Origin of the sequence: Weizmannia sp. FSL W8-0401 (genome assembly GCF_038009125.1) — a bacterium.
GTDB lineage: Bacteria > Bacillota > Bacilli > Bacillales > Bacillaceae_C > Weizmannia > Weizmannia coagulans.
The window spans coordinates 1258184-1270282 of record NZ_JBBPAG010000001.1 but is presented as its reverse complement, the minus strand read 5'-3'; the positions used below and the strand labels follow the sequence as shown (position 1 = coordinate 1270282).

Below are 12099 nucleotides of genomic sequence, written 5' to 3'. Positions count from 1 at the left end.
ATAAAAGCAGCCGGAAAAAGCGGATGTCGGTTAAGATGAGGGGAAAGCCCGAAAGATGTATGTAAAAAGGGAGGTGTGCGCCTCCCTTTCTCTGGTGTTCTATCCATCGTTGTCCGTTATTCGGCAATTTCAAGACGGATTTTTTTATGCCCGTGCACGCCGGCCGCAGCATAAACGACCGTACGGATGGCCTTTGCGGTACGCCCTTTTTTGCCAATAACCATGCCGGCATCATCCGGATGGACAATCAGGCGGTAGAGCGTTCCGGATTCTTGTTCATCCCGCTCTACTCGCACCTCATCCGGATGGCCGACAATCGGCTTGACGATCGAAAGGATTAAATCATCCATCTGTTGGTCCATGATTATTTGCCGTGTTTTTCGTTATGGTATTTTTCCATAATGCCTTGTTTTGAAAACAAGTTGCGTACCGTGTCAGACGGTTGGGCGCCGTTTTTCAGCCATTGGAGCGCGGCTTCCTCGTTGATTTTGACTTCTGCAGGATCTACAACAGGATTGTAAGTTCCTACTGTTTCAATAAAACGTCCATCACGCGGTGAACGGGAATCTGCCACAACAATGCGGTAAAACGGGGATTTTTTTGTGCCCATGCGTTTCAAGCGGATTTTTACTGCCATTTTAATCATACACCTCCAAAAAAGTTTCTCACAAGACTGTATCATATCAGAAAATCATGATGGTGTAAAGTCTTTTCTCTTAACACCCTTGCTTTTTTACATAAAAGGGAATTTAAAGCCTTTTTTTCGGCCTTTTTGATTCATGCCTTGCAGTTGTTTCATCATTTTCTTCATTTCTTCAAATTGTTTCAAAAGCCGGTTGACTTCCTGCACCGGGCGGCCGGAACCTTTCGCAATCCGTTTTTTCCGGCTTGCATTGATAATGTCCGGGCGGATTTTTTCCTGCTTTGTCATCGACTGGATAATCGCTTCGACATGCGCAATTTGCTTCTCATCAATTTGCAGATTATCCATCCCTTTCATCCGGTTGGCCCCCGGGATCATTTTCAAAATGTCACCGAGCGGCCCCATTTTCCGGACCTGGCCGAGCTGCTCAAGGAAATCTTCAAACGTAAACGACTGATCCCGCATTTTCTTTTCGAGCGCGCGCGCTTTTTCTTCATCAACGGTTTCCTGCGCTTTCTCAATCAGCGACAGGATATCGCCCATGCCGAGAATGCGGGAAGCCATCCTTTCCGGGTGAAACGGTTCGAGTGCATCCATTTTCTCGCCCATCCCGGCAAATTTAATCGGCTTTTCGGTTACGGCCCGGATGGATAAAGCCGCCCCGCCGCGCGTGTCGCCGTCAAGCTTCGTCAGGATGACGCCGGTGATGCCGAGCTGGTCATTAAAACTTTGCGCGACATTTACGGCATCCTGGCCTGTCATCGCATCGACGACAAGAAAAATTTCATCCGGATGCGCAAGTTCCTTGATTTCCTTCAATTCATTCATCAGCTCGCTGTCAATATGGAGGCGGCCGGCCGTATCGATGATGACGGTATCGTGATGTTCTTCTTTTGCTTTTTCAATCGCTTGCCTGGCAATTTCCACCGGGCTGATTTTGTCGCCAAGCGAAAATACCGGCATGCCGAGTTGTTTTCCGAGCGTTTCCAGCTGCTTGATTGCAGCGGGGCGGTAAATATCGGCCGCAACGAGCAGCGGGGTCCGGTTGTATTTTTTTCGCAGCAGGTTGGCCAGTTTCCCCGATGTCGTCGTTTTCCCGGCACCCTGCAGGCCGACCATCATGATGACGGTCGGCGGGCGCTTTGCAACGGCAATCTTGCTCTGGGATCCGCCCATAAGATTGGTCAGCTCTTCCTGGACAATTTTAATGACCTGCTGCCCGGGTGTCAGGCTTTTCAGCACCTCCTGGCCGACCGCGCGTTCGCTCACTTTTTTTACAAAATCTTTTACCACTTTGAAGTTGACGTCAGCTTCCAGAAGGGCAAGGCGGACTTCCCGCATCATTTCTTTGACGTCGCTTTCCGTGACCTTGCCTTTTCCGCGGATTTTCTGCATCGTGCCCTGCAGGCGTTCTGCGAGTCCTTCAAATGCCATTTTTCCGCCCCCTATTCCAATTTTTCAAGCGCATCGACAAGCCGCGCCAGTTCCGGATTGGCATTATGCGCCAAAAGATTGCGCATCGACCGGAAGATTCGTGTGCGCGCTTGAAACTTTTCCAATAAACCAAGCTTTTTTTCATAGTCTTCGAGCATTTGTTCGGTGCGTTTGATATTATCGTAAACCGCCTGGCGGCTCACACCATATTGTTCGGCGATTTCACCAAGCGACAAGTCGTCGAGATAATAGAGGGACATATAGCTGCGCTGCTTTGGAGTCAACAACGATTGGTAAAAATCGTACAAATCATTCATTCGCGTTGTTTTCTCCAGCATGGCTTCTTCCCCCTGTTAAGTGAAAATGCTTTACATAAACTCAGAATACAAAGATTCTTGTTTTTTGTCAATGAAAACAAGTCCGTTTACCCGCAATCGCCCCGCGCTTTGAAGGGCTCCCTGCCATACGTAATACCGCGGGCTTGCGCGCTTTATTATGATTCGCAGTGCGGCCCGCACGCAGTCAGGCTTGTTCTTCCGGCACTTCATCGATCAGATCGGAAAACAACCCGTACACGTATTTTTCTGCATCGAACGGCTGGAGGTCATCCATTTTCTCGCCGAGGCCGACGAATTTGACGGGAATATGGAGTTCGTTCCGGATCGCGAGCACAATCCCGCCTTTTGCCGTGCCATCCAATTTTGTCAGCACGATCCCGGTTACGTCCGTAGCTTCTTTAAACGTCTTTGCCTGCACCATCGCATTTTGCCCGGTGGTGGCATCCAGAACGAGCAAGACTTCATGCGGCGCCCCCGGGATTTCCCGTTCGATGACGCGTTTTACTTTTTCCAGTTCCTTCATCAAATTGACTTTGTTTTGCAGGCGGCCCGCCGTATCACAAAGCAGGACATCCGCATTTCTTGCTTTCGCTGCCTGGACGGCGTCAAACATAACAGCGGCCGGATCGGATCCTTCCGAATGTTTGATCACTTCCACACCGACCCTTTCTCCCCAGACTTCAAGCTGTTCAATGGCGCCGGCGCGGAATGTATCGCCGGCTGCCATCATCACTTTTTTTCCCTGCTGTTTCAGCATATGGGCGAGCTTGCCGATCGTTGTCGTTTTACCGACGCCGTTTACGCCGACAAACAAAATAACAGTCAGGGCGCCGTCCTGGATGTTAAGCCGGTTCGGGGCTTCTTCTCCGCCTGAATAAATGTCAACCAGTTTTTCGGAAATCACGGACTGGACTTCAGAAGGGGCTTTGATGTTTTTCCGTTTCACTTCCATTTTCAACTCATCGATCAGTTCCATCACCGTCTGGAAGCCGACATCCGCCTGAATTAAAATTTCTTCCAGTTCTTCGAAAAAGTCTTCGTCGATTTTCCGGTAACGCGCGACAAGATTGTTGACTTTGCTCGAGAAATTATCGCGCGTTTTTGCAAGGCCGGTTTTAAATTTATCGGTTACCGTATCGGCCTGCCGGGTGAATTTGTCTTTTAATGATTTAAAAAAACTCATTTGTCCACTTCCTTTGGCTCTCCTGAATTTGCGTGTCAGTTTGTGCGGGATAAAAGCTGCCCGGGCGGTCCTGGAAATGAACGCCGCCCTGATTTTTATCCCGCCGGCCCGCTCTGGCACGGGCGCTACTTTTTAAACCCGGCGCTGATTCGCCCTGTTTAAGACGTTTGAAAAGCGAGATCGGTTGACTCTTCCAGTTTGACCGACACAAGTTTCGATACCCCGGATTCCTGCATCGTCACCCCGTAAAGGACGTCCGCTTCTTCCATTGTTCCTTTCCGGTGGGTGATGACAATAAACTGGGTTTCCGCACTGAATTGTTTCAAATATTTGCTGAACCGGTATACATTGGCTTCATCCAGCGCGGCTTCCACTTCATCGAGAATGCAAAACGGCACAGGGCGCACACGCAAAATCGCAAACAAAAGCGCGATCGCGGTCAGCGCTCTTTCGCCGCCTGAAAGCAGCCCGAGATTTTGCAGTTTTTTCCCCGGCGGCTGCGCGAAAATTTCCACGCCTGTCGTAAGCAAATCTTTCGGGTCCGTCAGCCTCAAGTCCGCTCTCCCGCCGCCGAAAAGCTCCCGGAAAACCGGTTCGAATTCGTTCCGGATGGCATTAAACGTCTCATCGAAACGGCGGACCATTTCGCCGTCCATTTCCGTAATTACCTGGTCAAGGGTGTCTTTTGCTTCAAGCAGGTCGGTCTCCTGTTCTTTTAAAAACCGGTAGCGTTCCGATACGCGCTCATATTCTTCGATCGCGCCGAGATTGACGGCGCCAAGCTCATCAATCGACAGTTTGATCAACTTCACTTTTTTGCGCGCTTCCTCCAGGGAAACATTGAGCGGGCGGGCTTCTTTCGCGGCTTCAAAGGTGAGCGTGTATTCTTCGCGGAGCCTTTGAAGCCGGTTCTCAAGTTCCACATCCAGCCGGTTTGCTTTGACTTCTTCATCCTGAATGGCCTGCTGGAGCCCTTTTTGCTGCCGTTTCCATTCTTTCAGGCCGCGTTCCAGGTCTTCCATCTCTGCTGTCAGCCGGGCCCGTTCTTCCCTGCGCACGGCGATAAAGGCGAGCGTATCATTTTTGTCGCGCGCTTTTTGTTCAGCCGCTTCCGCCAGTTCGCTTTCCGACATGTGGTGCTTCTCCGATTCGTCCGTAAGAAAGTGGTACTGCTCCTCATAACGCGCTTTACGTGCCGCCCACTCCTTGATTTCGCGGTCCAGCCGCGCAAGTTCTTCTCGGTCGCGCGCCGCCTGCTCCATCTTTACGGCAAGCGTTGATTTTAAATCGCTGAGTTCGCCCTGGAGCCGGCTTTTTGCCGTCGAATCATCGTTTTTCTTTACGGTCAGGGCTTCAATTTGCGCTTCCAATTCCTGCGCTTTTTCGCCAGTACGCGCCAGCATGTTTTCCAGTTCGCCGACCCGTTTGCGGGCTTCATCCTGCTGTTTTTCCGCCTCTTGTTTTTCCATATCGTAGACGAGCAGGTGCTCATCCAGATTTTTTTCTTCAACCGCAAGCCGTTCCAGTTCCGCTTTCGCCTGCTGTTCCCCAAGCCTCAGCGCTTCGCCGTTTTTCCTCGCTTCATCCAGCTCCTGTTGCACGCGGGAAACTTCGGCTTTTAATGCTTTGACTTCCGTTTCAAGCGCCATCGTTGTTTTTTCCATCCCGGCAAGCTTTTCTTTTAGTGCTTCCAGTTCGCTTTTTCTCGAAAGGAGCGACACGCTGTTTTGTTTCGAAGCCCCGCCTGTCATCGAGCCGCCCGGATTGACGACATCCCCGTCAAGCGTCACGATGCGGTAGCGGTACCCGAGCATTTTGGCGATTTTGTTTGCACTTTTTAAATCACGGACAACAAGGACATGGCCGAGCAGATTGGACACAATGGATTGGTAGCGGCTTTCAAAGCGGACAAGCTCCGCGCACACGCCGACGTATGCCTCTTCATTGCGGAGCGGTTTGAGGCTTGCTTCCGGAATGGCCCGGGGCTTGATAATATCGAGCGGCAAAAAAGTCGCCCGCCCGGCCTTCCGCTCTTTTAAAAATGCAATGGCACAGCGTGCATGCCGTTCCGTTTTTGTCACAATATGCTGCATCGAAGCACCCAGTGCAGTTTCAACCGCTTTTTCGTAAGGCGCGGGCACCCGGACCAGCTCGGCCACAGCGCCTTCAATGCCTTCCAGCTGTTTGCCACGGGCTTTCAAAATTTCGCGCACGCCCTGGTAAAAGCCGGTATAATCCTCTTCCATCTCTTCAAGCGTTTCTTTGCGTGATTTCGCTTTTTGCAAATATTGGTATGCCTGATACAGATTGGACTCCTGTTTTTGATACCGGCTGTTGACGGACTCCAGCTGCCTTTGTTTTTCCATATAGGCACCGGCAGCCGCTTCCAGCTCCTGTTTGATTTCTGCAAGGCGGCCGGCCGCCATTTTTTTCTTTTCCCGCACCTTTTCCCGTTCTTCGACATATTTCCGGTTGTCGGCTTCAAGCCGGCTGAGGCGGTTTAACGACGTTTGCATCTGCTGCACGAGCATGCGCTTTTCATTTTTTCCGCTTGCCTGCTCGTTCAGCAGTTCAATATAGTCGCTTTTTAAAGACTCAATTTTTTCCTCCAGATTCGTGCTGAGGCGGAAAAGGCCCGCTTCCTTCTCTTTCACGCTTTCTTTCAGGGCCGATAAGGCTTGTTCATTTTCCGCCGCCGTTTGCAAAATCTTTTCCTTTTGGGCTTCCAGTTCTTTTAAGGTGTTCTCCGCTTCTTTTATATTTTTTTCAAGCTGGGCTTTGTTCTCGCTGACATTTTTTTTGCGTTCTTTCAGCACTTCTTTTTGCCCTTCGAGTTTTTCCAGCTCTTCTGTCGCTGCAAGCAGCACATTCTGCAAATCTTGAATCGATTCATCGAGCGCATCCAGCTGATTGCGCTTTTCTTCCAGCTGCGCTTCCTGTTTGCGGATTTCGGAAGAGAGCCCCGCTTCTTTGTCCCGGTGCGCTTCAAGCTGCGACTTAAGCGATTCCCACTCGCCATGCAGCGATTCTATCTCATACGCCAAAACGGCAATTTCATAATTTTTCAATGTTTCCTTTTGTTCCAGATAATCTTTTGCGACCGATGCCTGCATTTTCAGCGGCTCAAGCTGGCTTTCCAGTTCATAGAGAATGTCGCTGACACGGTTTAAGTTATCCTGCGTTTCGGCAAGCTTCACTTCCGCCTTTTTCTTGCGCGTCTTATATTTTAAAACGCCGGCTGCCTCTTCAAAAATGCTGCGGCGTTCTTCCGCTTTGCTGTTTAAAATTTCTTCCACTTTTCCCTGGCTGATGATGGAAAAAGCTTCTTTGCCAAGGCCGGAATCCATAAACAATTCCACGATATCCTTCAACCGGCACTGCTGTTTATTGATGTAAAACTCGCTTTCCCCTGAACGGTATACCCGCCTTGTCACGCTCACTTCCTGGTAATCGATCGGAAGGGCGCGGCCTTCGTTTTCAAGCGTTAACGTCACTTCTGCAAAATTCAACGGTTTTCTTGTATCGCTGCCGGCAAAGATGACATCTTCCATCTTTCCGCCGCGCAGGCTTTTCGCTGATTGTTCACCGAGCACCCAGCGGACGGCGTCGATCACATTGCTTTTGCCGCTGCCGTTCGGGCCGACAACCGCTGTCACGCCTGGGACAAATTCTATGGAAATCCGGTCCGCAAATGACTTAAATCCGATCACGTCGAGACGTTTCAGAAACAATCCATTCCCCCTCCATTCCTCACGGCTTCTTTTTTTCTTCTTTCTGCAAATTGGATAAAGCCGTTTGCGCAGCCTGCTGTTCCGCTTCTTTTTTGGAGCGGCCTTTTCCTGTCCCGAGCGCCTTGCTGTTCAGCGACACTCTGGAGACGAACTCCTTGTCATGCGCAGGGCCGCGTTCATCGAGAATCGTGTATTCCAACACACCGGATGTTCTTTTTTGGACGTACTCCTGCAACTTGCTTTTATAATCCGCCGTGCTGCTGAAGAGCCCTTCGTCTATTTTCGGGAATACGACTTTTTCAAGGAGGGAAACAACAGCCTTTAACCCCTTGTCCAAATAAAGCGCGCCGATAAACGCTTCAAACACATCGGCTAAAAGGGCCGGGCGCGTTCTGCCGCCGGTCATTTCCTCGCCTTTGCCGAGCAGGATATACTCGCCAAAGTGCAGCTCATTGGCAAAAATGACAAGAGACGGCTCACAGACGACGGACGCCCGCAATTTCGTCATTTCCCCTTCGTTCATCGACGGGAACCGCTTAAATAAATAATGGGAAACGGTCAATTCCAGGACGGCATCGCCTAAAAATTCAAGCCTTTCATTGTCGTGCCTGCGCTTTTCCGGATGCTCGTTCACATAGGAGGAATGCGTAAAGGCCTGTTTCAGCAGGTTTCCGTCTTGAAAATGAATCCCAAGCTGTTCCTGCAGCTTGCCAAATTTGTTTACTATATGCTCTTCATCTGATTTTATTTTTTTTACCATCGTTCATCCACCCGATATCTTGATGTAGTTTCACTTAACTTAAATATATAGAAAAATACTGCTGAACGCAAAGGCATCTTCGGGACCCGGGCGGTCGTAAATAGGCAAAAAGGGGTTGCATTTTTTGCCCATTTACCATCCTCAGGCCGGATTAGAGAAAAATGTCCCGCTTATGGGGCGGGACATTTTACATGAAGACGATTACTGCTGATTTTGTATGTAATTTACAGCGTCACCCACTGTTACAATCTTCTCAGCATCCTCGTCGGAAATTTCCATTCCGAATTCATCTTCCAATTCCATCACCAATTCCACTACATCAAGGGAATCAGCGCCAAGATCTTCTTTGAATTTCGCTTCCAGTGTAACTTTGGATTCTTCGACACCAAGGCGGTCAACGATGATCTTTGTCACACGCTCTAATACGTCTGCCATGCGGTTCACCTCCCCTCAAGGTATTATAGAGGATTTTTTATAATTAATAAAGCGAAAGTTAAAATCAAGCTTTGCTGCAAACGTTACATCACCATTCCGCCGTCAACGTGGATCGTTTGCCCAGTAATGTAGTCGGAACTGCTGCTTGCCAAAAACAGGGCAGTCTTTGCCACATCTTCTGGCTTGCCGAAACGGGAAAGCGGGATTTGGCCCAGCATGCCTTCTTTGATGTCTTCCGGCAGTTTATCCGTCATATCCGTCTCAATCATGCCCGGGGCAATGGCATTTACGGTAATGCCGCGGCTTGCCAGTTCACGCGCCGCCGTTTTCGTTAGCCCGATGGCACCGGCTTTGGCAGCGGTATAATTGGCCTGGCCGGGGTTGCCGCTGATGCCGACAACCGAGGCAATATTAATGATCTTGCCGCTCCGCTGCTTCATCATCGGCCGCGCCGCCGCTTTTGTGCACAGGAAGACCCCTTTCAAATTGGTATCGATGACGGCATCCCATTCTGCTTCTTTCATCCTCATCAAAAGGTTATCCCTGGTGATGCCGGCGTTATTCACCAATATATCAAGTTTGCCGAATTTTTCCAGCACCTGCCTGAACATTTCCTGTACTTCCGTTTCATTCGAAACATCTGCCCGGATGGCAAAAGCTTCCACACCGAAAGAACGGACGGCGTTTGCCACTTCTTCCGCTTTTTCAGCATTTCCTGCATAATTGACCGCAATATGCGCGCCGGAAGCGGCAAACGCAAGCGCGATTTCACGGCCGATGCCACGTGACGCGCCGGTCACAAGCGCAACTTTGTCTTTTAAAAGCATTCGGTCTCCTCCTCCATTATTTTTGCAGCGCGCCAACCGCAGCTTCCAGGGTTTCCATATCCTGGACGGCATATGTTTTTACGCTGCGGTCAATTTTCCGGATTAATCCGGATAGCACTTTGCCCGGCCCGACTTCAATAAAGGTATCAACGCCGAGGCTGATCATTTTTTTAACGGAATCTTCCCATAAAACAGGGGAATAGAGCTGGCGGATTAATTTTGCTTTGATGTCCACAGCGCCCGTTTCCACTTCGGCATCGACATTGGCGATCACAGGAACCGCCGCATCCCGGATTGCAATTCCGTCAAGAACCGCCTTAAACTTTTCCGCTGCCGGCTCCATCAATTTGGAGTGGAATGGCCCGCTTACCTGAAGCGGGAGGACGCGTTTCGCCCCTCTTTCCTTTGCAAGGGCGCCCGCTTTTTCAATTCCGGCCGCTGTCCCGGAAATAACAATCTGTCCGGGACAGTTCAAATTCGCGAGCTGGACCGTTTCCCCTTCACTGCTCACTTCTTCTGCGACTTCCTGCAGCACGCCGCGGCCGAGCCCGAGCACGGCGGACATTGCCCCGGCACCGTTCGGGAATGCTTCATCCATGTATTCCCCGCGTTTGCGCACCGCATATACGGCATCTTCGAAGGACAAAGCGCCGGCTGCCACAAGCGCCGAATACTCGCCAAGGCTGTGCCCGGCTGTGAAATCTGCATGGATGCCCGCTTCCTGAAGCACCTGTAAAATGGCAGTGCTTACCGATAAAAGCGCCGGCTGGGCATTTTCGGTACGGGTCAGTTTGTCCAGCGGGCCGTTTTGAATGAGCCCGGATAAGTCCATCCCGAGCTTTTCGTCTGCTTTTTGAAAAACAGCCGCCGCTTTTTCATTTGCACCGGCGACCGACTGCCCCATGCCAACCGTCTGGGATCCCTGCCCCGGGAAGACAAACGCTATTTTCCCCATCTTTTTTCCTCCATCCTTACTTTTGTTCAAGTTGTTGAATTGCGTGTTTGATTTTGCCGATGACGTCAGACTGCACCATTTCACGCGCCTGCCGCACTGCATTGTAAATTGCATTGGCGTTTGAGGAACCGTGCGCTTTGATGACCGGCGCATTCAGCCCCATTAAGCCCGATCCCCCGTATTCCGAGTAATCCATGATATTTTTCAGGCCCGACAGTTCTGATTTGATCATTGCAGCGGCCAATTTTGTCTTCAAATTGTGCATGAACACTTTTTTGATCATGGAAAACAAGGATCCGGCCGTGCCTTCAATCGTTTTTAACACCATATTGCCGGTAAACCCGTCTGTGACGACGACATCCGCCACCCCCTCGAGCAGATCGCGGGCTTCGACATTGCCGGTAAAATTCAAATCGGTTTCTTTTAAAAGTTGAAATGCTTTTTTTGTTAATTCATTGCCTTTCTTTTCTTCCGTCCCGATATTTAAGAGGCCGACGCGCGGATTTTTTAAGCCTCTTACCTTTTCGGCATACAGCGAGCCCATGATGGCAAACTGCAGCAAATGTTCCGGCTTGGCTTCCGCGTTTGCACCAAGATCGAGCATGATAAAACCGCGCCCGTCCGTTGTCGGGAGCACCGGGGCAAGGGCCGGCCTTTCAATCCCTTCAATCCTGCCGACCACAAAGAGGCCGGATGCCATTAAAGCGCCCGTATTTCCGGCCGAGATGCACGCATCCGCTTCCCCGTCTTTCACGGCCTGGGCCATGCGCACCATGGAAGAATTTTTTTTGCGGCGGACGGCCCGCACCGGCTCGTCTGTCCCGGATATTACCTCATCGGTATGGACAACGACAACGCGGCTGGACGTTTCCAGTTCCTTCCTGACTTGCGTTTCATCCCCGAACAGGATAAACTCTGTGTCCGGAAATGCGTTTACAGCCTTGTTAATGCCCAGTACAATTTCTTTTGGGGCATAATCCCCGCCCATTGCGTCAATTGCTAATTTCATTCTATTCAGCCCCGTTTCTAAATCAAGCTTTTCCCGTGTGAAAGTTTTCCCGGCCGTGCGGCAACCGGGGTTGCCGGTCCCTGGGAAAATGGTTCACCTGTCCGCGTGAAGCGGCATTAAGCATTCTCTTCTTTTCCGGCATGATCCCGGTACATTTCAAATTCGCCTTTAAAGACGAGGTCACGGCCGACATAACTTTCAACAAACACCGTCGTTCTGCCGTTTTCCTGATTGACGTTCGCCACTTTTGCCTTGGCAATGACGCGGTCGCCGATTTTCACGGACCGCAAAAACCGGATGGTGGCTTTCGCCGTGAGGGCAAGTTCATCATCAATGACGGCAACGGCAAGCGAGTTGGCCTGTGCAAACAGATGATGCCCGCGGGCGATGGCGTTTCGCTTAAAAACGTGTTCTTTTTTGACATCAAAAATAGAGATGGCGCTGTGATCCAGTTCGATATCGATCACTTCCCCGATGACTTCTTCAATCGGCAGCGCTCTTACTTCATTTGCGAACCGCTTTTCAGCAACGTTTTTGATCCTTTCCCGCAGTTCCGGAATGGAAAGTTCCAGCCGGTCAAGGCGGATCGTCTGCACGCTGACATGATATTTATCCGCCAGTTCTTCATCTGTAATAAAAGGATTCCGCCTAATGGTTTCCTGCAAACTTTGCTGCCGGTCCTTTTTTTTCATTTTCATGGGTGACACCATCCGAAATTTTAGGACTTGGTACTAATCGTAGTATATAGAAAGAATAGGAAGTTTGCAAGAATTGCCAATAGCTG

The 12099-nt window shown here is 50.4% G+C and carries 12 protein-coding genes; all 12 read right to left on the bottom strand.

Annotation, left to right across the window (positions count from 1 at the left end; all coding sequences use genetic code 11):
- Positions 1-116: 116 nt before the first annotated feature.
- The 12 genes from NSU00_RS05980 to fapR all read right to left on the bottom strand — a co-directional run bounded on the left by NSU00_RS05980 (position 117) and on the right by fapR (position 12013).
- On the bottom strand, positions 117-365 hold the full coding sequence (locus NSU00_RS05980) for a KH domain-containing protein (RefSeq protein ID WP_280136683.1): 249 nt from the start codon (positions 363-365) through the stop codon (positions 117-119).
- The gene (gene rpsP, locus NSU00_RS05975) at positions 365-637 is read right to left on the bottom strand and encodes a 30S ribosomal protein S16 (RefSeq protein ID WP_026104868.1); all 273 of its coding nucleotides are present in this window, start codon (positions 635-637) and stop codon (positions 365-367) included. The genes NSU00_RS05980 and rpsP overlap by 1 nt, the downstream gene beginning before the upstream one ends.
- Before the next feature lie 96 nt (positions 638-733).
- Positions 734-2077: a signal recognition particle protein gene (gene ffh / locus NSU00_RS05970; protein ID WP_013859061.1), complete on the bottom strand. Its 1344-nt coding sequence runs from the start codon at positions 2075-2077 to the stop codon at positions 734-736.
- Between the two features lie 11 nt (positions 2078-2088).
- Positions 2089-2415: a putative DNA-binding protein gene (locus NSU00_RS05965; protein WP_017553259.1), complete on the bottom strand. Its 327-nt coding sequence runs from the start codon at positions 2413-2415 to the stop codon at positions 2089-2091.
- Positions 2416-2599: 184 nt separating this feature from the next.
- A complete protein-coding gene (ftsY, locus tag NSU00_RS05960) occupies positions 2600-3598 on the bottom strand; it encodes a signal recognition particle-docking protein FtsY (protein ID WP_029142349.1) in 999 nt (332 codons plus the stop codon).
- Positions 3599-3756: 158 nt separating this feature from the next.
- Complete coding sequence (gene smc, locus NSU00_RS05955) at positions 3757-7329, bottom strand: chromosome segregation protein SMC (protein ID WP_340703541.1); 3573 nt, start codon at positions 7327-7329, stop codon at positions 3757-3759.
- Between the two features lie 19 nt (positions 7330-7348).
- Positions 7349-8089 (bottom strand): ribonuclease III, encoded by a 741-nt coding sequence (rnc, locus tag NSU00_RS05950; RefSeq protein ID WP_013859056.1) that lies wholly within the window; start codon positions 8087-8089, stop codon positions 7349-7351.
- 201 nt (positions 8090-8290) lie between these two features.
- Entirely contained in the window at positions 8291-8524 is a 234-nt protein-coding gene (gene acpP, locus NSU00_RS05945; protein WP_014095485.1) for an acyl carrier protein, read from the bottom strand.
- A gap of 83 nt (positions 8525-8607) precedes the next feature.
- The gene (fabG, locus tag NSU00_RS05940) at positions 8608-9351 is read right to left on the bottom strand and encodes a 3-oxoacyl-[acyl-carrier-protein] reductase (RefSeq protein ID WP_013859054.1); all 744 of its coding nucleotides are present in this window, start codon (positions 9349-9351) and stop codon (positions 8608-8610) included.
- Positions 9352-9367: 16 nt separating this feature from the next.
- On the bottom strand, positions 9368-10306 hold the full coding sequence (gene fabD / locus NSU00_RS05935; RefSeq protein WP_029142347.1) for an ACP S-malonyltransferase: 939 nt from the start codon (positions 10304-10306) through the stop codon (positions 9368-9370).
- A 16-nt stretch (positions 10307-10322) separates the two neighbouring features.
- A complete protein-coding gene (gene plsX, locus NSU00_RS05930; protein WP_013859052.1) occupies positions 10323-11315 on the bottom strand; it encodes a phosphate acyltransferase PlsX in 993 nt (330 codons plus the stop codon).
- Between the two features lie 116 nt (positions 11316-11431).
- Positions 11432-12013 (bottom strand): transcription factor FapR, encoded by a 582-nt coding sequence (fapR, locus tag NSU00_RS05925; RefSeq protein WP_013859051.1) that lies wholly within the window; start codon positions 12011-12013, stop codon positions 11432-11434.
- Positions 12014-12099: the final 86 nt, after the last annotated feature.